This window comes from Porphyromonas sp., from assembly GCF_030529325.1.
In the GTDB taxonomy this organism is placed as follows: domain Bacteria; phylum Bacteroidota; class Bacteroidia; order Bacteroidales; family Porphyromonadaceae; genus Porphyromonas_A.
Window position 1 is genome coordinate 1 of record NZ_JAUMXC010000033.1, and the last position, 23,791, is coordinate 23,791.

The 23,791-nt window shown below is 41.8% G+C and carries 20 protein-coding genes and 1 tRNA gene; all 21 read right to left on the reverse strand.

Going from position 1 to position 23,791, the window contains the following annotated elements:
• Positions 1 to 85 precede the first annotated feature (85 nt).
• Complete coding sequence (queG, locus tag Q4A14_RS06150) at positions 86 to 1,024, reverse strand: tRNA epoxyqueuosine(34) reductase QueG (protein ID WP_303170732.1); 939 nt, start codon at positions 1,022 to 1,024, stop codon at positions 86 to 88.
• A 9-nt stretch (positions 1,025 to 1,033) separates the two neighbouring features.
• Complete coding sequence (locus tag Q4A14_RS06155) at positions 1,034 to 1,648, reverse strand: polysaccharide deacetylase family protein (protein ID WP_303170735.1); 615 nt, start codon at positions 1,646 to 1,648, stop codon at positions 1,034 to 1,036.
• 12 nt (positions 1,649 to 1,660) lie between these two features.
• Complete coding sequence (locus Q4A14_RS06160; RefSeq protein ID WP_303170737.1) at positions 1,661 to 4,942, reverse strand: DUF2723 domain-containing protein; 3,282 nt, start codon at positions 4,940 to 4,942, stop codon at positions 1,661 to 1,663.
• Positions 4,943 to 5,400: 458 nt separating this feature from the next.
• On the reverse strand, positions 5,401 to 6,531 hold the full coding sequence (hemW, locus tag Q4A14_RS06165; protein ID WP_303170738.1) for a radical SAM family heme chaperone HemW: 1,131 nt from the start codon (positions 6,529 to 6,531) through the stop codon (positions 5,401 to 5,403).
• 28 nt (positions 6,532 to 6,559) lie between these two features.
• Entirely contained in the window at positions 6,560 to 7,168 is a 609-nt protein-coding gene (locus Q4A14_RS06170) for a response regulator transcription factor (RefSeq protein ID WP_303170740.1), read from the reverse strand.
• 24 nt (positions 7,169 to 7,192) lie between these two features.
• Positions 7,193 to 7,819 (reverse strand): hemerythrin domain-containing protein, encoded by a 627-nt coding sequence (locus Q4A14_RS06175; protein ID WP_303170742.1) that lies wholly within the window; start codon positions 7,817 to 7,819, stop codon positions 7,193 to 7,195.
• 151 nt (positions 7,820 to 7,970) lie between these two features.
• A complete protein-coding gene (locus Q4A14_RS06180; RefSeq protein ID WP_303170744.1) occupies positions 7,971 to 8,747 on the reverse strand; it encodes a UDP-2,3-diacylglucosamine diphosphatase in 777 nt (258 codons plus the stop codon).
• Between the two features lie 32 nt (positions 8,748 to 8,779).
• Positions 8,780 to 9,109 (reverse strand): metal-sulfur cluster assembly factor, encoded by a 330-nt coding sequence (locus Q4A14_RS06185; protein WP_303170746.1) that lies wholly within the window; start codon positions 9,107 to 9,109, stop codon positions 8,780 to 8,782.
• 3 nt (positions 9,110 to 9,112) lie between these two features.
• A complete protein-coding gene (locus Q4A14_RS06190; RefSeq protein ID WP_303170747.1) occupies positions 9,113 to 10,159 on the reverse strand; it encodes a S41 family peptidase in 1,047 nt (348 codons plus the stop codon).
• 12 nt (positions 10,160 to 10,171) lie between these two features.
• Positions 10,172 to 11,107, reverse strand: a complete 936-nt coding sequence (locus Q4A14_RS06195) for a hypothetical protein (protein WP_303170749.1) — start codon at positions 11,105 to 11,107, stop codon at positions 10,172 to 10,174.
• Positions 11,108 to 11,123: 16 nt separating this feature from the next.
• Entirely contained in the window at positions 11,124 to 13,820 is a 2,697-nt protein-coding gene (locus Q4A14_RS06200; RefSeq protein ID WP_303170750.1) for a DNA gyrase/topoisomerase IV subunit A, read from the reverse strand.
• 101 nt (positions 13,821 to 13,921) lie between these two features.
• Positions 13,922 to 13,994: transfer RNA gene (locus tag Q4A14_RS06205), tRNA-Gly, on the reverse strand.
• Between the two features lie 356 nt (positions 13,995 to 14,350).
• On the reverse strand, positions 14,351 to 15,049 hold the full coding sequence (locus Q4A14_RS06210; RefSeq protein WP_303170752.1) for a phosphatase PAP2 family protein: 699 nt from the start codon (positions 15,047 to 15,049) through the stop codon (positions 14,351 to 14,353).
• 24 nt (positions 15,050 to 15,073) lie between these two features.
• Complete coding sequence (locus tag Q4A14_RS06215; protein ID WP_303170753.1) at positions 15,074 to 15,847, reverse strand: tetratricopeptide repeat protein; 774 nt, start codon at positions 15,845 to 15,847, stop codon at positions 15,074 to 15,076.
• Positions 15,848 to 15,849: 2 nt separating this feature from the next.
• Positions 15,850 to 17,685: a BatD family protein gene (locus tag Q4A14_RS06220; protein ID WP_303170755.1), complete on the reverse strand. Its 1,836-nt coding sequence runs from the start codon at positions 17,683 to 17,685 to the stop codon at positions 15,850 to 15,852.
• Positions 17,686 to 17,711: 26 nt separating this feature from the next.
• Positions 17,712 to 18,455: a tetratricopeptide repeat protein gene (locus Q4A14_RS06225; protein ID WP_303170757.1), complete on the reverse strand. Its 744-nt coding sequence runs from the start codon at positions 18,453 to 18,455 to the stop codon at positions 17,712 to 17,714.
• A gap of 1 nt (position 18,456) precedes the next feature.
• Entirely contained in the window at positions 18,457 to 19,485 is a 1,029-nt protein-coding gene (locus Q4A14_RS06230) for a VWA domain-containing protein (protein ID WP_303170759.1), read from the reverse strand.
• A gap of 9 nt (positions 19,486 to 19,494) precedes the next feature.
• A complete protein-coding gene (locus Q4A14_RS06235; protein ID WP_303170761.1) occupies positions 19,495 to 20,475 on the reverse strand; it encodes a VWA domain-containing protein in 981 nt (326 codons plus the stop codon).
• A gap of 11 nt (positions 20,476 to 20,486) precedes the next feature.
• Positions 20,487 to 21,446, reverse strand: a complete 960-nt coding sequence (locus Q4A14_RS06240; protein ID WP_303170763.1) for a hypothetical protein — start codon at positions 21,444 to 21,446, stop codon at positions 20,487 to 20,489.
• Between the two features lie 24 nt (positions 21,447 to 21,470).
• Positions 21,471 to 22,349, reverse strand: coding sequence for a DUF58 domain-containing protein (locus tag Q4A14_RS06245; protein ID WP_303170764.1), 879 nt, complete (start codon positions 22,347 to 22,349; stop codon positions 21,471 to 21,473).
• Positions 22,350 to 22,391: 42 nt separating this feature from the next.
• Positions 22,392 to 23,390: a MoxR family ATPase gene (locus Q4A14_RS06250; protein ID WP_303170765.1), complete on the reverse strand. Its 999-nt coding sequence runs from the start codon at positions 23,388 to 23,390 to the stop codon at positions 22,392 to 22,394.
• Positions 23,391 to 23,791 lie beyond the last annotated feature (401 nt).

The window sequence follows — 23,791 nt, forward strand, 5'->3', positions numbered from 1 at the left end:
GGGGATCCCAAACAACCCCAAATTTGATAGTATTGGAGTTATTCCGCTCACGTACTACCAGCTCCTACACCCCAAAAACAAACATTTAGGACACTATTGATCTAAAACGTTTATTGTCAAAATAAATATCAATATTCCTCTTCATACCTTGGTATTTGGCGCGGGTTATGGCAGATCCAAAAAATAGTTCTGCATATCGCTCTTCAGTGAATGGATATAGATCTGAATCAGATAAAGTAAGGATCTTCTGAGATGAAGGGAACAGCCTTGTCTTCGCGGGATTATGGTTGTATGGGCAGACATCTTGGCAAGTATCACAACCATAAATACGCGTTCCAAGAGCCTTGTGCATATCCTCCGGTATATCCCCCCTATGCTCTATCGTCAGATAAGAGAGACATCTCCGAGCATCTAGTTCAGTGAGACTGAGAGCACCTGTAGGGCAGGCATCTACACATCTTGTGCAGGAACCACAAGACTTATTTATCGGTTCTGAGCGAGAAAAGACATGGCTTGTGAGGATCTCTCCTAAAAAGACATAACTACCAACCTTTGGGATGATGATATTTTTATTTTTCCCGATATGCCCTATACCCGTACGCTGGGCCCAATAGCGCTCAGAAATGGGTGCAGTGTCTATACAGACACGATAGGTGTGTTCTCCTACTTCGGATATTATACGTTCAGCAAAAGCTGTAAGCACCTTTTTCAAGACCTTATGATAGTCACGTCCATAAGCATACTTGGAAACCTGAGGTGCTGTCTCGGACTGTAAAGTAGCAGGATAATAACTAACTGCACAAACAATCATGCTATTTGCCTCCGGCAACAGCGTACGGGGATCATTACGGAGAGTACGATGATCCGCAAGATATGCCATATCGGCATGGAGTCCTGATGAAATCCACTCATCATAATGCTCCATACAGCGAGCATCGACAGGCTCATCAAGAGAAGCTATCCCTATGCGATCAATGTTGAGTTCTTCAGCTATCTTTTGAAGTGTCAGGGTAACATCATTCATTATCAACAATTATGGCAAGAGCGAAAAAGTATACCCTTCCCGAATCAGATAATCCAATGCCTTAGGTAAAGCATACCTGAGATTTTTCTCTGCCTTGATAGAGTCATGAAAGACTATGATAGACCCATCTCTTACATATTGTTTGACATTTTTCAATGTCTGCTCCGGCGATATTCTCTTACTATAGTCACGAGTAACGAGATCCCACATGATTACCTTGTATTTCTTACGAAGTTTCAAGAGTTGCCTTATGCGTAAGTGTCCATGCGGTGGTCTGAAGTATGAAGAATGGATCAGGTTATCAGCCTTTTCTGTGTTATCCACATAAGTTTTGGTCCTGCACTTGATCCCTTGAATGTGGTTGAAGGTATGATTGCCTACAGCATGTCCTGCATCAAGCAGTTGCTGAAATACTTCCGGATATTTTCGGACGTTATCCCCAACACAAAAGAATGTTGCCTTGATACCTCTCTCCTCGAGGACACTAAGAACCCAAGGTGTCACCTCCGGAATAGGTCCATCATCAAATGTCAGATAAACAACTTTTTTCCCTTTTTGTCGGATCCGCCAAAGGGCCCCGGGAAACCACATCCTATAAAAGAACGGAGGTCTTTCTATAAACATTACAAAAACCTCTTAATGATCCCCCATAAGAGAGCGGAGTTGAAGATACTCCTTCTCGTAAATACCAAATTCTGCTCTGTACTTCTGATCCAAAGCTCCGTTTTCGCCATTGAGTCTCAGAAGTTCATTGACAATCATCAGGTGCTCTTCAGCTTCACGAAGAACAGACAAGAATGTCGTTGTATTCAGACTGTAATACCACTTGAGAGATCTTAAGCTACTCTCAATGATTGCAGATGATATTTCTTCTGCCTTAGTGATTTCTCCCGCCTTATACAGTGAAGCTATGAGAGGGATAGAAGACAAGCTATGAGGAACAGCATCAGGGTTTATGGCTTTGAGAGACAAAGCCAATACTTCTTTAGCCCTCACAGTGTCTCCTCTCATCATCAAAGCGTCGGCTAAAGGAGCAAAGATCATACTTCTATAAGTTTCGCAAGTACGACGAGAATTTTCGTCCATATACACGCTTGGAGAGTCTGCCCCACCCCAACGGAACTTATTCATGACATTGTCATACATGCGCTCAACATCTATCTCTGTACCCGTTCCCTTAGTACGGAATGGCATCACTTGATAAGCCATACCGGTCTGACGGAAATTTGGAGTCATACCTATTCGCTCTGAATCTCCTACAGTGATACAGTAATAGAACGGGCGTGTCAACTTAGATTGATCAAGCATATTCAAAATGATCAACTCATGCTTGCCCAAATACTTCTTGTGAGAAAAGTCGAAATACATCTTATTATCTCCTAACAATACAGAATCGGAAGGATATATGATCTTCTCTCTCACAAGATCCGTGGGACTGTATGATATGGAGAGTTGAGTAGCCGGAATATGATCAATTTCCTGAGCGATATCAGGAATTCGTTTGAGTCTTGGGTCATCCGATGATGCATAGTCGAGAGCGTTTGTAAGTTCAACTGTATCTTTGAGCATAGGCAAGATATATACTAAAGACCTACGTTCACCGCCATACTCTTTCATTCCCCAAGAGATTGGTAAAGCTTTGGAGTCATATGCATCCTTTTTCATCTGTTCGATATACCAATCCGCCTGCAAGTAAGAAGTGTTACACACACGTAGGTCTGTCCTCACGCCTTCGACTTCTTGAGCATACCAAAGTGGGAAAGTATCATTGTCGCCATTACAAAAAATTATACCATTCGGATCACAAGACTCAAGATAATTTCGTCCAAAGTCAGCCGCCAATCTTCTTCCATGACGATTATGATCATCATAATTCTCCGCAAAAACAAGTCCTGTGACTCCCAAAGCCAAAACTGTCGACAAAGCAGCTACTCCCGCAGAACGCTTCTTGAGATATCGCTCTATAATACTATAGATAGCGGGAACAGCAAAACCGATCCATATAGCGAAGGCATAAAATGATCCGGCATAAGAGTAGTCTCTTTCTCTCACCTGATAAGGTGGCTGATTGATATAAATAACTATCGCGAGACCTGTCATAAAGAACAATGTCATCGTAATCCAAAATGCCTCCTTATTTCGACGCCTACCATTCAACTGATAGAACAAGCCCAACAACCCGAGTATAAGGGGGAGCATATAGTATCTGTTGTAAGCCTTATTGTTCTTGATAAAATCCGGTAGCTCATCTTGAGGGCCAAGGAAGAGTGAATCTATAAATGGTATCCCTGTTATCCAATTACCCTTGGTGACTTCCCCCTGACCCTGTATATCATTTTGTCGACCACTGAAGTTCCACAAGAAGTAACGCCAATACATGTAATTGACCTGATAAGCAAAAAAGTACCTTAGGTTATCTGCAAAAGTAGGTACCTCCACACTCTTGACCTTGCCTCCCTCATTGATATTCATCGTCCTACCAGTCATATTGGACCATATACGGTAACCATCGGGATAATGTGGGAGCGTACTATTGTATACTCGAGGGAAAAGCATATCCATATCATCACGATAAATAACCTCACGAGAAGTAGAAGGCACATATCTGTCTTTTTCATCCGGAGAGGCTTTTTCTGCAGGTTTCCAGACAGTGGACTCCTTGAACTTCATCCTCCCATTGTTGTCATACTCAGGAAGGGAAGCAAACGATGGACCATACAACAGTGGTTGCTTACCGTACTGATCTCTGGAAAGATAGTATCTGAGAGAAAAAACGTTGGAAGGAGTATTCTGATTCATAGGGATATCAGAATTGGCACGAATAAGGATAACACCATATGTAGAAACTCCAAGGAAAAACACAAGCATTGAAGCTGCCAAGACATTAATAGTCCTCAAGTGTAATTTTGAAGCCTTGAATAGGTACACAGCAAGAGCTAAAAGTATGACAGTAGGCACAACCCAACCTGAACCCATAAAAGGAATACCCATCAACACTACGGACATAAAAAATCCGATGCGTATGAGCATAAGATTAGCAGGCCTTCGCAATGTCGCGATATATGTACCAATGATAGCGACAAGCAACAGAATGATATGCAATACAAGGCCACTATTGAATGGCAAACCAAGGGTATTTACTGCGAACAGATCAAACCAACCGGCCACTTCAGGTACTCCTTGTACAATACCAAACATAACAATGGCAATGAGAGCAAACGAAACCATCATAGCGATGACACCGCCCTTGAATGTAGGATGATCATATCTCTTGAAATAGTACAAGAGTGCCATCGCAGGAAGAGCAAGGAGGTTCAACAAATGGACTCCAATACTCAACCCCATCAAATAGGCAATCGCAATAAGCCAACGATCAGAACCTTCATCATCAGCAACATCTTCCCATCTGAGCATCAGATAAAATACAAGAGCTGTAAAAAATGAAGAAAATGAATAAACCTCTGCCTCGACTGCACTATACCAAAAAGTGTCAGTAAATGCATAAAGCAAAGAGCCGGTGAATGCTCCACCAAGTGCTAGGATGACTTTGCTGTGGGGCAATTCGGCTGTAGGGGTATCCCACTCTCCGACCAAGATAGATCTACGGATCAGATGACTTATAGTTCTAAACAACAGAAAGATAGTGAGACCACTTATGATCCCACTTAGGGCATTGGCAGCCAAAGAGATAGTCGGTGCATCACCTGGGAAAAAGTGAGAAAAGAAATTGTAGACAAGCATGTAGAACGGTGCACCCGGGGGATGTCCTGCCTCCAGCTTGTGAAACGTAATGATGAACTCTGGGCAATCCCAAGAGCTCGCAGACTTCTCCATTGTGATGAGATAGACTACCGTAGAGAGGAGAAACACAACATAACTCAGTATGCGCTCCAAACTTTTGTACTTCTTCTGTAACATCGTATATCTACTTATTTTATTGCCGATCACCGATCGAATGATTACCATATTCAACACTTGTACTGAGTACAATACAAGCCTTGCAAATTTAGTAAAAATCATGCAACTATCTCAGACCTATCCGTGGGAGAACAGGGCAACCACATCAAAAATCTCGATAAAATACAAGTTGCTAATTTTCAAATGATTGCATTTTGAGGATTATATTCAAAGATAAAGAATACACTCAAAACTATGATTGATAATCAGACACTTACATTTTGATGCGGTTGCCCTGGGGGAGAAGGGAAAAGAACGGAATTATGGTAAGTTGAAAAAAGTTGTCTAACCTGATTGATCAAGGTAGGCAACTTCCAATCACAAGGTAGTGAACCTTATTTCGACAGTTCTTCACAGTCTTTTTATAGATGTATAGGGAAGAGGGGTAAAAGAATAACCATCAACAGGTTAGGTATAGCTCAAAACAATGAGGAAATGATGGTATCTGAAATGTCTATACCGGCTTGAGTTAAAGCCAAATGACCATCGCTCTTTACACAGATCAATCCATTAGAAATAAACGGGCTAAGCCTCTGAGCCAATGTATCAGTCTTAGCTTCTCCAAATCGGACTCGGACAGTGTCCAAAGAGATGCCATCAGAGGTCCGGAGACGGGTCATCAGGTATTCCTCAAATCGAATATCATCTGTGATATACTCAAAATTTCTCAAAAGAAATCCATGACGCAGAAAACTCTCGGTATAGTAATCCAAATCTGCCGGATTAGATGACCTCCATGGATCGGTATAACTGTGCGCAGAAGGACCAAATCCAATGTAAGTGATGTCGGCCCAGTAGGAAGAATTGTGGCGAGATCGCATCCCGGGCAGGGAATAGTTGGACACCTCATAATGTTCATATCCGGTCTGCTCAAGCCTTTTGCTGACAAGATGAGACATTTCCAAACTCTTGTCTTCAGGAAGCTGATCAAAACGTCCTTGCTCAAGAGCATAAGTCATCGGAGTCCCTTCTTCAAAAATCAGGTGATATGCCGAAATATGTGTAGGATAAAGTGATATGAGCGTATCAAGGTCTCGATTGAGATCGGAAAGGGTTGTATCAGGGATGCCGTAGATGAGATCCAATGAGACGTTACTTACACCCAAGTCTCTCACACTCTTGTACATCTCTATTGTTTCTCTGACAGAGTGACGTCTACCGAGAAATGCGAGTATCTTATCTGAAAACGATTGGGCACCTATACTGAAGCGATTGAATCCTCCCGATCGAATCAGATTTGCGACTTTTGTCGCATTATAGTCACCGGGGTTACACTCAATGGTGATCTCTGCCCCTTTGGAAATATTATAGGTACCTCTGAGCAGTGTCATTACATCGACTACCTGCCGATCAGAGAGCAGAGAGGGAGTACCTCCTCCCCAATAGATGGTATCTACACTCTGTCCTTCAAGTTCATATCGGCGCACCTCAATCTCTTTCTTCAAAGCTGCTACATAATCCTGCTGCTTCTTCAGGTTTGCAACGGAATAAAAGTCACAGTAACTGCATTTTGACACACAGAATGGGACATGTACGTAAATACCTGCCATCTAAGTACTTTTCAGTATCAATAAAAGACTAAATATCCTTGATGTCCGAAAGCTCTACAAGATTGTTGACGATGGCATAAATGGTAAGACCTGCCGGACTATGTATCTGTAGCTTCTTTGCGATATTTCGTCTATGAGTTATGACGGTGTGGGTAGAAAGATATAGTTCTGCGGCTATCTCTTTGTTGGTCATACCCTTAACAACACATACGACAATATCCTTTTCTCTCGGAGTAAGAGCATTCTCTTTGAGATCTTCCTGCTCTTCTTGCTCTTCATACAACAGTTTTTCAATGCCTTCGATAAAGTCATTTTCCTTATCAGTGAGCATAAATTTCCCATCATAGTTCCGCACCAGGTGTTCATCAAAGACTCCGGCACAGACAACGATGAAACGACACTCGAGCAGCCCCAAGCGCTCCTTGAGGAGAGGCAAAGCCACATCTCCTATAACGTTGGGAGAGGTGATCACTATGTCCGGAGCCTCTGATTTAAGGACATCCGGAAGCGTATAGACATCACTGCAAAGTATTAACTTGCTTTTAAAAGCAACCGTCTTTCGGATCTGCGCCTCAACAAAATTTTGAATCAATGTCGAAGGTATTGCGACAACGACTTTATATGTACGTGGGGTCATAAGCCTTCTGTTTGAGTAGTTATTTTACATAAACTCCTTCTCCAACTCTATTATGGCAGGGGTGAAGATAAAGTCCTCGACATCATTGTGATCTTTAAGTTCTTCTTCACACGAGAAGATGTCATGTAAGACAGTGTTGAGTTTATAACCACTTTGTGCTGGATAGTATTTGATTAATATATTCTTGAGCTCCATCATCTTTAGCTCTACCTGATCATGCCTGCGACGGAAGATCTCGATAGAGTACTTGGAATCTTTCTCTCCCTCAAGTAACTTTTCGACATAAGGGAAAACATACTTGTTTTCGTATTGCATGTGCTTATTTACCTCCTCGACATATTCATCATAAAATCGACGAATAGCATACGTAACATCAGGAGGACAACCTTCAATTGCGGAAAACAGATTAAGCCTTATGGTAGGTAATCGATAATCCAAGAAATAGTTATGTGAGTTCTGCAGATACCTTATGATAAGAGGCATCGACAAAGATCTATGAAGGTTGGAAGCAGACTTTCCCTCTCGATACAACAAGAAATTTACAATGAAAAGAAATGTTTTCTCATCGACGTCGTTCTCCTCACATATCTCTCTTATCGTTTTCTCTCCGACCCCCAACGGGATCTCAAACCTAAAAATTAACAGCAGCATGTTGTAATTCTCGCTTATGAGATCACACATCTTTGTGCTGGGGGTATATGTTTTTATCTTCTGCATATTATCAAATTAGTTTCTTTTATGTCAGTTTATTACAAATGTACGAGAAAAGGGCCTTTCAGCAATTCATGTGAAATAACTAATATTAGGTATTTTCCACCGAATATTGATCCAAATAGAAATGCTCTCCGTCCCAAACTCCATAGCTAAAAAATGTCAGCCAATCTCCTAATACAACAATCCTTGCATCCCGTGACATCATAAGATCAAGCATGATGTGTCGATGTCCGAAAATAAAGAAGTTTATATTGTCCTGTTGATTTTCCTTCAAATACTTTTGAGCATAATGTACCAAGTACTCATTCTTTTCTCCTTGATATTCATTGTACAGCTTATGCCCCTGCAGTTTCAATCCTCTTTTACGACTTTTCAGTGAAAGAGCATGAGCTAAACCTACACTCCACCTAGGATGGATCATCGCATATAGACGTTGACAGATCCTTGAATGAAATATCTTACGAACAATCCTAAATCCCTTCTTTGTGTAGTCAAATTCATCACCATGAGCAATATAAAAATTTACGCCATCTATATTGGTAAGCGTGGGAGTTCTGTGGATCGTTGCACCGACTTCGCTTTCGAGATAATCAAACATCCACACATCATGGTTGCCGGTGAAGATATGTATTTCCACCCCCTCGTCAGACAAAGAAGCCAATGTCCCTAGAAGCCTCACAAACCCCTTTGGCACAACATATTTATACTCAAACCAGTAGTCAAATATATCCCCAACCAAATAGATAGCTTTGGCATCCGTTCTACACATTTCCAGCCAAGAAACAAGGCGCTTCTCAAGCCCCTTGGGATCTTCATGTATCGGGGATCCGAGATGAATGTCTGATATGAAATAAGTCTTCTTCATTATGCAAAGCAGAGTGGATAGCTCATTTACAATTACAAGAATCCTAACTCCAACTTCGCCTCTTCACTCATCATGTCCCTGTGCCACTCCGGCTCAAATGTGAGTTTAATCTCACACTCCTTGACAGCTTTGACAGCTTCGACTCTCATCTTGACATCTTCAAAAATGAAGTCAGCAGCCGGACAATTCGGAGCTGTAAGAGTCATAGTGATTACCACTTTACCTTCTTCTTGTACATCAACATCATAAATCAACCCTAAGTCGTATATATTTACCGGTATCTCAGGATCATAAACAGTTTTGAGCATCTTTACGATCTCTTCTTCTGTTTGTAAAAATGTATTTGTATCTAATGTAGTCATATCTTATTTCTTACCTTTTTTATACTTATCAACGATATATTCAATAGCCTTACCCATAATACGATCTGGGGCATCCGGATCAACGTCAAAAATCTCATTGGCAACATAAATATCCGGATCGACTCCCCCTTCAAGACTCACCGTATCTCTATCATAGCCTCTCACAGCGGAATAACGCACTCTCCATCCATTAGGCAACTCTGACACAGCCGGGAGCCCTCCACCTCCACCGGAAGGGAGTCCTATACGAACAACATTTTTAGCAACCCTGACCTTAGAGAGAAAATCATTTGCAGCACTATAACAGCCACGATCTTGCAAAATTACGACAGGCTTATCTGTCCATCTATCTCCCTTACGTGGTGCTATATACTCAGGTTTCAATGGGGAATATGATCCTCTCCCCGGCCCTGTCTTATACGAGTAATAACCAACAAGATGTGTTTCATCAATGAAGCAGGAAACCAATGTATTTGCATTATTAACAAGACCTCCACCGTTACCTCGGATATCAATTATCAATCCTTGGCAATCATCCATAAAATTGAAGATAAATCTCAGATCTCCCAATGATGAAGCGAAACTTTCATAAAGTATATATCCGATCTTTACGTCTTTGTTGGAGTCGGCAACTCCCTTGACATACTTCATTCCTCCGGAAGAAAGATAATTTTTCCCCAATATCTTTTTCCGTATATAGTAGTTATATCCTTCCGTCGGATCACCCTGCCATGTATCGTATCTTCCAACATTAAAAGTAGAGATAAGATTCACATGCCCATCCTTCAGCTCCCTCAGCATCGTACTAAGCATGTTGAAAAACCGAAAATCATCTCCCTTGACGACTTCTAAATACTTGGCATAATGAGTATATATAGTATCCCAATCAACCTTCTTCTCCTCCAAATAGCAATAACGTTCATCAATAATTTTCCATAGAGCATCAAAATTGGCCTTATGATTTGTATTTACAGGCGTCTCCTTAACACAGCTACCAAGGAAAAAAAACGCACATACGAGTGCTATAATGTAAACAATCTGCTTCTTCATTCTGTGACTCTGTTATTGATGATATGAGTTCAATATATATTTTGATCTAAAGCTCTTTCCTCCAGCCATGCGCACCATATCAAAAGAGCATCCGATCAAGAAAAGAACATGACTCTGCTCATATTTGATCTTATTGACCAACGCACTATGATAGAGATGCTCGACTCCTAAGGAAACAGTGGTATTATGTATAGGAATATCTACAACAGCCCTTTGCCTGAAATTGAAACGTGAGTTGGGGAACACAGGGTACAGTTTGATTGACTCTCTGTTCTGATTAGAGATATAGTCATAGTATGACTGACCATACTCTGGGCTAAATGTAAGGTGAAAGAGAGACAACTGAGTTGAATAACCTATCATTATGGGATAGCTTCCAAACTCTGCTCTGTAGACAGCTCTCCCCATCAAGTCCAAACCTGTCGAAGCCTTGACATTAGCCACATTATTGGTGTTGGAGAGCTTCAAGTTCGTCCTTGCATTCAGGTTGAATAATCCTCCGGCATTGACTCTAAACCCAAACTTATCATAAACTTTGAAAAGAGGACCTACGGAATACTCGCCACCCAAATGGTATAAGACAGAACCATTGGCGGGATTGTCAAGTGGAGAGAAATTAACTTCTATATCTTGATACCAATGCCATATTTTAGTCCTTTCCGGAGCATCAATAAAGACTTTCAGCCTAAAATCCGCACCGGCATGAGTAAGGGGGCTCAGATACGAATCGGCTATCCTGGCTCGCCCCACCCCCAACATTACCTTTGTATGAGTAGTGTACAACACAGAGTCATACTTCCATGGATCACCATAGATGTAATCCTTGATCTTGTGATGCCATTTCTTACTCGTCGCTGGCTCTTGCCCCACAACGACCGTGACAGCAAGCAATGACAATCCCAACGAGAGCAATACTCTCCATTTTAGTGTTTTAAGCGTATGAATCATCCTCAGTACAATTAATTTACATATCTGTGTCGGAACCTTGCGGGTTAAAGTTCAACCTCTGTTGTCCGGTAACTTCCTCAATCAACTTAAAAGTTTCCTCTATGTCCTCGTCCATAGATGAAGTCGCCTCTACCTCCATAGCCTCGTTGAGATTTTCCTCGTCTTCGTTACTTAGGATGGGAACAGGCTTGGGATCTATTTCCTTAACTTCTATGACGTTATGGGAACTGACCCTCTTTCCTCTCACTCTTATACTACGTATCCCGACAAACTCATCAGCATCCAAGATCATTGTGGAGTCATTACCTTTCTCCGATCTCAAAGCGACCTCAAACCGTGGAAGTATCTCATCAGAAAAAACAAGTAACTCATTGTTTGGGTTCATGAGCATATTCTCACGTCTGTTTTCTTCTATGACAAAGCGCTTGATATATGACTCTTTAGACTCCTTGTCAAGGTAAATGAGTGTCCATACCTTTTCGGGATCATACTTCTCGATGATCAGTATATCTCTCTCATAATGATTAGTCTCAGCGAACGAAGTCGTATAGCACTCGCCATTTTGTAAGATGACCAAGATGCGATCTTCACCCAAAAACTCTCCGAGAAACTCACCTCTCTCATCATAATTGACCCTATTGATGACAGAGTCAAACCATATCATGCGACCACCCAGAGTAGAACTTCCCTTCTGCTTCAAAGACACCTTGTATATCTCTCCTTTGGTAAGGATATTTCCCTTGGAACCCCTACCCTTGATCAGTATCTGAGAGAAGTCCTTCTCAAACACCAATTGCTTCTGTTTTGCCTTGGGTTTGAGAACTACCTTTACCGTCTCAGCCTCCCCATTCGGATTGGCAGAGAAGTACAGGATACGAGAGCCTGTAGTCCCCATTGTGAGATCGTAGACTTTCTCCCTATTGACACTTGTGACATTGAACCTCTTGATGTAGTTGATACCACTCTTGCCATCTTTGTATATGACATTGTATATAGTACGGCTATCATTGCGGACAAACCTTGCCACATGGATTATATCTTTCCCAACGAAAGACTTCTCTGCGACCTTGACTATAGTATATGACCCATCACGCAAAAAGACTATGACATCGTCTATCGAAGACACATTGCAAACAAACTCATCTTTCTTAAGGGCAGTACCGATAAATCCTTCCTGTTTGTTGACATAGAGCTTTTCATTCATTTCCACAACCTTGACAGCCTCAATGGAGTCGAAACTTTGAATCTTGGAGCGACGGGGATAAAGGTCTCCATACTCATCGAGCAAGTCCTGATACCAATTAATGGTATACTTACGTATATTCTTCAGATGGCTATTGATCTTTTTTATCTCTGCCTCCAGCGACTTGATCAATTGCTTGCTTTTCTCCTCGTTGAATCTGAGAATACGAGCCATGCGTATCTCAAGCAAGAGCTTCAAGTCTTCATCCGTCACCTCACGTATTAGAGTATCTAAGACTTCCTTCAGCCGAATGCGTATGTGAAATAACGCTTCTCCTAAATCCTTTGCCTGCTCAAACTCAGGATCCTTATATATCCTCATTTTGATAAATAACTGCTCGAGCGAGACTGCAAGGTGTCGTTCCTGCACCTCTTTCAGCTGGATCTCCAACTCCCTGCGCAGATATACCATCGTGCGCTCACAGTTATCTTTCAAGACCTCGCTTACAGACAAAAAATCCGGTTTATCATCACGTATGACACAGCAGTTAGGAGAAATGCTGATCTCACAATCGGTGAAAGCATATAGGGCATCTATAGTCTTGTCAGGCGAAGAGCCGGAAGCCAATTGTATTTCAATATTTGCCCTTTCGGCGGTCTTGTCATCTATCTTTCTGATTTTTATCTTCCCCTTCTCATTTGCTTTGAGGATAGACTCTATGAGTGAGGATGTTGTACGAGAAAATGGGATTTCATCTATGACAAGAGTACGATTATCCTTCTTGATAATGCTTGCTCTTACCTTGAGGGCTCCACCCCTCTCACCATCATTATACCGAGATATATCAATCAACCCTCCGGTAGAGAAGTCCGGATAAAGAGTGAACTCCTCCCCGTTAAGATAAGAGACTGCCGCCTGCAAAAGCTCTTTTACATTGTGAGGAAGGATCTTTGACGAAAGACCTACAGCAATACCCTCCGCACCCTGAGCCAACAAAAGAGGAAACTTGACCGGCAGATGCACAGGCTCCATATTCGCGCCATCATATGATGGCTTATACTCCGTAATCTTATGGCTAAATAGGACCTTCTTAGCAAATGGCAATAGTCTTGCCTCTATATATCTTGCTGCGGCAGCACCATCTCCCGTCAAGATATTCCCCCAGTTCCCTTGGCAGTCAATAAGCAAATCCTTTTGGCCGATCTGCACCAAAGCATCTCCGATACTGGCATCTCCGTGTGGGTGTAATTGCATGGTATATCCGACGATATTTGCCACCTTGATAAGGCGGTCATCCATACGAGACATGGTATACAATATACGGCGCTGTACAGGCTTCAGGCCGTCTGTTATATGAGGGACGGCACGCTCAAGGATTACATACGAAGCATATGAGAGAAACCATGACTTGTACATCCCTGTAAGGATGTAGTTATGCTTGGTCTCCTTAACTTCTCGTTGTGACAGTTCGTCAAAGACATCAACTTCATCTTCAGCCCTGTCTAGATCTTGATCTGGGGGATATGTCATTGTTTATGGAATCGATATGGGGATAACATAGCACAAACCAAAACTCAACACCTTCCACAAGAAAGTGTCAAGTCTTACCGCCTTATCCTGAAAATAAAAAGAGCGGTAGGCGGGGTTCGAACCCGTGACCTTCGGCTTGGGAAGCCGACGCTCTACCAACTGAGCTACTACCGCAGTATCAAAAGGCTCCTAAATAGCCTCCACTACGTACAAAAGTAATAATTTTTCACACATATAGAACGAAAATCAGGTATTATCTCTACTCCGCATAATATTTTTACCACTTAATCTGAAGTCCGGATATAACACACTGCAGGAATCAACAATCATCCTGAGAAAAGACGGGTATACAACTCTCCAAATCAATGTGCCTACCTTGATGAATTAAGTTGTCTAACTTGATAAATCAATGTGCCTATCTTGATGTATCAGGTTAGACAGTTATTTCAGTCTTTCGAAGGATCAATAATAAATTCAATTGATACCTTGAAAAAGAAATAAGAGAAGCTGAGCAAGATCCGTCAATGCCTTTAAAGGAAACTCCACTTGAACACCAATGGAGAAAGAATCCAAAGGAGAATGTAGAAACAGCCCAAAGAAATGGCAATTTTGTCGATCCGTTGCTTTGGCTGGACAAATGGGTTCTTTACCTGAGACGGGCTTATCTTGAGGAGGGATTGACGACCATAGATATACAGTTGATATATCAACCACCCCAAAAGGATACCGACACAGATACCCGGGATCACATCAGTGATAAAATGAACACCGAGATATATCCGTGAATAAGCAACTGTGGTAACTACAATATACGCGGTGATTGTATACAGTCTGTTGCGAAAGAGTAAAACAGTGAATGTGGCAACGGAAAAGAAGTTGGTCGAATGACCGGATATAAATCCATAACTCCCCCCTCTGTAATCAAGCACTGTCTTGACAATCTCCATGGTCTCAGGATGATGGGTAGGTCTATATCGCTGAAAAAATGGTTTAAATATGTGCGAAGACAACTGATCACCCAAGAAAATAAGTAAGGCAATAGCAAAAAGAACCCACAGTATCTCTTTTGGTTTCTGCCTGTAAAACAACATCACAAAAAAGAGCACACCGTAGGGTATCCAAGGAAGTTTATCCGAAATCAGATACATCACAGAGTCCAGATAATACGTGTGAGGACTGTTCAACAGGAGAAAAATCTCCTTTTCTATCAAGACTAAATTTTCGATCATGTTAAAAGGGATTGACTTAATCGATCACTTCTGCACAAATTTATTGATCACCTCAATATCATTCTTTGCAACCCAACCTACAGTCTTATCAGGCAATAAGATCTCAGCAAAATTGTTTAGGGTTTGCAGTATCTCAACCTTCAATCCCGCATGGATGATAAAAAGATCTTCGGAGGACATATCCGGCGAACTTTTCACAGTGACCACTTCGGCCATAACTATCGCTTTTGTCGTATCATGTGAGAAACGATAAGACTTATATGCCATCGTGTTGGAAATAATGCTCAGGAAGAACAAAAATACGCTAAGATAAAACCCTATCATCTTCATACCTCGTGAAGTAGCCCAGAGAAAAAGTAAAAAGCATACTGCAGCAAGGCCAAAGAATATAATCCCAAGAGCCAACCATGTATTTAACATGAACCAGTGCGAAATAGCATCCATCCAACGCCCCAAAAAGAAAGTTGGCGCAACTGTGATCTTATCCAAAGTACGAGTATTAGCAAGCTCGATATTGTACTTGGTATCAGAATCGGAGGGATCAATAAGATATGCCCGTTCAAAAGCGAGAAGAGCTTCCGCAATCTGATCGTTCTTAAAGAATGCACAACCGAGGTTGTAATACAATTCAGAGATCGGCTCCGGACTTGTATCAATAGCATCTTGATAAAGGGTCACCGCACTTTGATAGTCGGCACTTGCGTAAGCATTATCTGCCGGGACATTGTCCGCAAAGGCAAAAATACTTTGCAACGAAAACAATAAGAATAGTGCAAATCTCAATGTATATTTATTCATAATCATCTTAGCTTTTGGGACTCTATTGTTTCTATGACAGCTGCACACTCATTGTATAAATGACTCTTTTCACTCATATCTCCCGTAGGTGTATATCTTGCCATCTCCAATGTGGAAAGAGTAGACAGCGTCCTCGAGATCAAATCTTCGCCAAAACCTCTCTCGTGCATCGAGTCAGCAATGGTTTCTTTAGAGAGGGTTGACAGTGGAAGTTGCAGCTTACTGCTCAAATAATCTGAAAGCCCTTTGAGAAGAGCCTCAAAGTATGCAGAGTGTTCTCCTGAATCTCTCTTAGTACTCGCTAACTTCAACCAGCGACGAGCGTGCTTCCCTGCCCTCTTACTCTTATATATCGAAAGATCATCCATATCTCGGCGCTTAGATCTGATGATCACCAAGCACACAAGAGAAAAGATTACGATGAGAAGATATCCCAGTGCATACAGCATCAAACCGGGAGTATTAGCCCTCGTCTTTGAGGTGGATTTTTTGATATAACGTATGTCTTTCCCTATATACTTTATCTCCTGCTTCTCCGTATAATTGGCAACGGTAGTTTGACTATCTGCATTCCCTTTATCGACATGTATCTTGACTTCTCCAAGCGTAATGGTCTTGTAGGAGCGTGAAGCTGTATCAAAGTACACAAAGTCGACTTTAGGAACAACAAAGTCTCCGGCAAATCGTGGAACAGCATAAAACTCTTTGCTCTTGATTCCGGAGACACCATCAGGCGTCACATTGATATCATCCTCTTCTTTAGGATCATAAGTCTCAAAACCTTCAGGATAAGAAGGGGTCGGAACAGAAGCTAATTTGATATTTCCGGAACCTTTCAGAGTCAGCTTATACTTTAGGCTTTCATTGGCTTTAACAACAGTTTCCGGAACTTCTGCAGACAATGAGAACTGACCTACAGCACCATCAAATCCTTCAGGTTTGGGCATTGGGAGATCCTTTACTTCAATATTTATTGAATTGGATTTGATAGTCTTTCTGACCTCTTGAATGGTTGAGAAGAAACTATCAAAAAAGCTGTCTGCACTGTCTGATTGCCCTTGAACAGGAACTGAAATCACAACGCGAAAACTCCCGGCAGGAATGAGCAAACGCCCTGATCTCTGAGGAAAGAGATACACCTGCTTGATCTCAACACTACGATAAACTTTCCCTTTATATTGCTCTGCTTTAAGCTGTAAGACAGAAGGTGTCGGCACATCTTGTGAAATGAAACCGTCAAAGTCGGGAAACTTCACATCTTCAAATCTGAAATCAAGAAGTGAGTATATTTTGAATGTAACCAGTATCCCCTCTTGCTCGTACACATTGGTCTTGGTCGCCGTTGCAACTACAAATATATCCTTATCCGAAACACCGGCAGATCCTTGATTTGTAGCTTTTGAAGGGCTACTATCTTGACGACTGGAGGCAGGATAAACTTTAATTTTCTTACTCTTTGTCGTATATGTAGCAGATCCTACAACCACACTTGCCGAAGGGATCTCATACTCCCCCGCTTTATCAGCTAAAAAGACATAGGTATAAGTAGTATGAGACTCTGTGGTACGATTGCCATTGATGCTTGATGTGCGTCGACTAGATGATTGACTAGGACCATACAGTATGCTGAGGTCCTTGGGATCATCCATCTTAAACTTCGTTGCGCTTGCATTTATGGTAAAAGATACTTTGAATTGCTCGCCTTCGTAAATCTCATCTTGCACAGACACAGAGAAATCTATTTTATTCTGAGCATATGACATGGGGGCTGAACCTAAAAACATCAATAGGATCAATACGAATGTCTTGAAAGACGTATTGTTTATATTGCTTTTCATCACTTAAAAACGATAATATTCAGAGATTACCACTGCTTCTGATTTTTATTGGAAGGTCCTCTCAACTGTTTGGCCTTATCAACTTTCTTTTGAGTATCTTTTTCGTCCTTCAAGAAAGCGTCAAGTATCTTATTGGCGTTATCTTTAGACATTTTTTCCTCCGCTTTACTCTCCTGCTGTTGAGTCTTATCTTCCTTATTGCTTTGATCCTCAGGATTCTCTTGCTTCTTCTGATCTTGATCTTTCGACTCATCCTGCTTGTCTTCCTTCTCTTTGTTTTTGTCCTGCTGTTGATTTTGTTGCTGATTTTGCTGTTCCATCAACTTTTGGGCAAGTGCAAGATTGTAACGAGTTTCTTCGTCATCCGGACGAACTCTAAGAGAGATTTTATATACCTTTATTGCCTCGGCATATTTCTTCTCGCCCATAAAGACATTACCGAGATTATGCGTCGCATCCGCCTTCTCTGTTTCCGTCAACCTGGGAGCCTCAAGCAGTGTTTGATAAAGCTTAGACGCCTCTTCTCCTCTTTTGGTTCGATAAAGAGTATTGGCCAAATTGTAAGAGGAAACTTTATCATTAGGATTTATCTCTAAGGCCTTACGATATTCTATCTCTGCCTTGGAGAAGTCTTTTTTCTCATAAAACTTTGTTCCCCCTCGTGACAACTCTCTGACTCTTTTTTGAGCTGAAGATAGCTGACTGGGAAGCAATGCTACCAAAAAGGCTAAAGCAACTTTAGCTAATCCTTTCATTATGTTCTTTTTCATCTTATTCACCAAATAATCTCACCTTCCGGAAATACCTGTTTTTGCGATCCAAGAAGATCACATCAAAGATGAGCAAAAACAGTGCCGGGATCAAGAAGTAATGGTACTTCTCATCATATGCACTATACATAGTGGTCTCTAATTCGCTCTTCTCAATCTTGTCCATTTCATTACGTATGACACGGGTAGTGGTAGACACATCCTTTGCAAGGACATAAATACCTCCGCTTTCCTGTGCTATCTCCTGCCCCATCGCTTCGTTTACCTTTGTAATGACCATCTGCCCACTTTCATCAAGCAAATATCTCTGCTGCTCTCCATCCAGCATAGGGATAGGGCCACCCTGTGCAGTACCTATGCCAATAACATTGATGATGATTCCTTTGTCCTTAGCATCTTTTACAGCCTTCAGAGCATCCCCTTCATGGTTCTCACCGTCAGTAATAAGGACGATTGACTTTTTTACGGACTCATTGGTCGTGAAACTTCGAGAAGCAAGATTTATCGCCTTTCCTATCGCAGTACCTTGCGATGCTATAAGGTCCGGTGTTGCTGTAGACAAAAACATCTTGGCTGATACAAAATCGGATGTTATTGGAAGCTGGACAAAAGCATCTCCGGCAAATAAGATGAGTCCGACTTTGTCATCTGTCATATTATCTACCAACTTGGATATTATACTTTTAGCCCTGTCAAGTCTTGATGGTTTGACGTCATCCGAAAGCATCGAATTGGATATATCCATACATATGATTACTTCTATACCTTCTTTCTTTACCTTTTCGGTGCGGCTCCCCATCTGAGGTCGAGCCATAGCGAAAGTTAATAAAGTCAGAGCAGAGATTATAATAATATCCTTTGTTACCTTGCGTCTAAAGGATAAGTCAGGCATGAGTTCCTTCACCAAATTAGAATCTCCAAATCGTTTTATCGTTCTCCTGAGACGTAGGATACGAAAGAAGGAAAATAGCCCCAGCAGAGCTATCGGAATGAGGAAAAAGAGTATATATGGGTATAAAAAACGTATCATGCTACAAAACTATGGGAGTGTCCTTAACAGAGTAGTACGCAACAAGAAAGCCAAAACCAAAGATATAAGTCCTGCAAAAAGAAATGGTAGGAAAAGTTCTTCTTTTTGGGTGTAAGTGTCAACTTTGATCTTTACTTTTTCCATCTTATCTATCTCGTCATAGATGCTCTTGAGAGTGCTATTATCAGTCGCCCTGAAATACTCTCCACCAGAAGTATTTGCAATTGTCTGAAGAGTATGCTCATCTATATCAACTTGGACATCCTGATATTGTATACCAAAGGGGGTCTGGATCGGATAAGGCGCAGTGCCTTGTGTACCGACACCAATAGTATAAATCCGAACGCCCAATGCCTGAGCTATTTCAGATGCCGTAATCGGAGCTATCTCGCCCGAGTTATTAGAACCATCAGTCAACAAGATCACGACCTTTGATTTACCTTTGATATCCTTCAATCTACTGACAGCTGTTGCAATGCCATTACCTATTGCCGTCCCATCATTGATAATCCCAGTCTCTATGCCCTGAAGGAGATTCAGCAATGTCGCTTGATCCGTAGTCATCGGACATTGTGTAAAACTTTCCCCTGCAAAGACCACAAGACCAATATTATCATTGGGACGTGATGCTATAAACTGTGCAGCAACATCTTTAGCCGCTTCCAGTCTATTGGGTTTTAGGTCCTCAGCCAACATACTCGTGGAGATATCCATCGCCATTACGATATTGATACCTTCAGTTGTCGAGCTGCTTTTGGAATGGGTACGTTGAGGCCTTGCCAACGCTATGATAATAAAGAAAATGCTCAAGAACAGTAGTGCAATAGGTATCCAAAACAGACGTGTCCTAATGCCTTTAGGAGCGACTTCAAATGCCTTTATTGTAGACAAGGTGAATGTTGCGGGGGCTTTTCTTCTATACAAATATAGTGCCAGTAATAAAGGAATTACCAGCAATAATAAGAAGAATAGAGGGTATGCAAAAATCATAGATAGAGGCTTTAGTTGTTTTCAGGGGTTACAGCATCGACAGAGGGCTCCTGCAATGGTTTATGCCTATTCACAAAAGCCTCAGTTGTATTAAAAACTCCTATATTATCCTGAGCGACCGGAATATACTTGGCAAATTTGACAAGATCCGCAGTTGACAGGACCTTCTTGAGATCAACATACGAGTGTCCTTTATCGACAGCGATCTTGAATGTTTCTAATATTTCGGTCGTAGTACGGTCGAATGTTGCGATCCCCCACACTCTATATATATACCGACGCAAGATATCAGATAACTCAGTATAATACTCCTTTGTCAGATTCTTTTCCCAAAGGCCTTTGTTTTTGAGATTTTCAAGGGCATCGATAGCCTCCTCATACGGTTCTTTTTCCGGTTCGGTTATCAGTTCCGATTCCCTGACTTTCGGACGGGTCAGATATTTCCAGATCCTGTAACCTGCCAAAAAGAGAATGATCGACAGCAAAAAGAGCCCAACAGGCAGAATATAATCCCTCCACACAAATGGAGTCCTCCATGCGCGCTTGATATCGTTAAACTGTTCCGGATTAGAGACATCCACGGGAACAGTATTGACCAAAAGTTTAGGAGCCTCATTAGCGGAATAAAGGCTGTCTCCGACAAGAGCTTGTATGTTTCTCAGAACATACATCGCCGAATCAAAAGATGTTATCACAACGTTGTATATAGACTCCCTGATCCTATCATTGTGATCCAAAGAGTCCGTATGCGCATATCCGAGGATTTCCACACCACTCACCAAAGTATCCACAGGCAGTATGAGGCGGACAGGCACAGACTTATCATGCACGATACGCACCTTCATATTGACCTGCTCACCGATGCGCATCTCATTTCTCTCTAAAGAAGGTAATACCCTGACCTCTTGAGATAGAGCTGACCCAAAGCAGATAAGTGAAGCCACCAACAGAGCCCATATCTTTATTTTCATACCGATATTCAATATTATGTTTCCTTATCGCTTACGATTCGAGAACAAACGAATAAGGTTAGGTACATAGTCTACATTCGTTGCAGTTGATACAAAACTGACATCGTATTTCGAGAATGTAGTCTGCATATATTCACATATCTGATCCCAATATTTGCGATAAGCAGATAAGGTTCTCTTGGACGAACTATCTATCAGCATCACTTCCTGTGTCTCAGCATCACGTATACTCAACAAGCCGACATCAGGCAAATTGGACTCATGCGGATCATACACCTGGACTGCCATGATATCATGCTTTTTAGCTACTACACTGATCGTAGAGGCATAGTCCATTTGATTAATAAAGTCCGAGAGGACAAACATGCTACAATGCTTCTTCTGCATATTATTGGCATAGATGAGAGCTTTTGAAATATCGGTACCATGCCCGACGGGACTCATCTGAAGGATTTCCCTGAGGATATGCAACACATGCCTGCGTCCCTTGGCAGGAGGAATAAACTTTTCGATCCTATCAGAGAAAAAGAGCACGCCGACCTTATCATTATTCGTAATACATGAAAAGGCCAAAGTCCCTGCGATCTCAGCTATCAACTGTCTTTTGGTGCGTTCATGTGTTCCAAAATGACCGCTGGAAGAGACATCCACAAGGAGTAAAACTGTAAGCTCACGCTCCTCCTCAAAGACCTTGATATAGGGTTTGGCATAACGAGCCGTGACATTCCAATCGATATCGTGAACATCGTCCCCATGACGATACTCACGCACCTCACTGAAAGCCATCCCCCGCCCCTTGAAAGCGGAACGGTACTCTCCGGCAAATATATTTCGAGACAGGTTCTTTGTCTTTATCTCTATCCGCCGAATCTTTTGGAGGAGTTCCTTAGTATCCGTTATCATCTCTTCAAATCAATGTTATCAAGGATAGTTCTAATCAAAAAATCAAGGGACATCGACCTTGTCCAAAATCTCGTTGATCACTTCCTCGGGAACCAGACTATTGGCTTCAGCCTCGTAAGACAACCCGATACGATGACGAAGCACATCATGACATACGGCCCTCACATCCTCAGGAATGACAAACCCCCTACGCTTGATAAACGCGTGAGTCCTTGCAGCCAATGCAAGATTGATAGAAGCACGAGGAGATGCCCCGTAACTAATCATATTCGTAAGATTGGGCAACCCACTTTCAGCAGGGAATCTGGTTGCAAAAACTATGTCCACAATGTACTTATGGATCTTCTCATCAATATACACCTGATGCACGATGCTACGAGCATGCTTGATATTTTCGATACTTACAACCGGACGGATATTGACTTTGGACTCCTTTATCTGGTCTTGAATAATCCTGCGCTCTTCTTCTTTTGTGGGGTAACCGACATTTACCTTCAACATGAAACGGTCAGTCTGAGCCTCAGGCAAAGTGTATGTACCCTCCTGATCTATAGGGTTCTGTGTGGCCATGACAAGGAATGGGTCCGGCAATTTGAATGTTTCTTCCCCGATGGTTACCTGCTTTTCTTGCATGGCTTCGAGCAAAGCACTCTGAACCTTGGCAGGTGCACGATTTATCTCATCGGCAAGAACAAGATTGGCAAATATGGGTCCTTGTTTGACACTGAAAGATTCATTCTTTTGGCTGTATATCTGTGTACCTATCACGTCCGCAGGCAAAAGATCCGGCGTGAACTGAATACGACTGAACTCAGCATCCATAAGAGAAGCAAGTGTCTTGATCGCTAATGTCTTTGCCAGTCCCGGCACACCTTCGAGAAGAATATGTCCATCTGCCAATAATCCGATGAGCAGGCTCTCACGAAGATGCTTCTGCCCAACTATAACAGAGTTCATCCCTGTATCCAAGAGATCCAAAAATCGGCTTTCACGCTCAATAAGTTCCGTAAGCGAACGGACATCTACAACGTTATTCTCCATTGCCATATATGTGTTTTATATTGTTTATAGTTTCATCTTTTAGCCCAAAGGCTGCCTAATAACTCACAAATATAGTGATTCTAACCCACTCTAATATCAACAATGGATGTAATAATGTCAAGCATTTCTTATATATTGTCAACTTTGACTATCCCATTTTACCATATATCTTGATCAGGTAAAACACCCTCCGGCTTCAGGACAAAACAGATGTCTAACTTGATCATTCAAGGTAGGCACGTTGATCCATCAAGTTAGACATATCGATTTCGATGAGTCTACATCCCCCATCTGTAACCATATGTATCTCCTACTCTCTTAAAATCATCTACGACGTATAAACCATAAAAGGAGGGGGCTGTGTCAAAATTCATTTTTGGCGCAGCCCCATTTATTTTCGT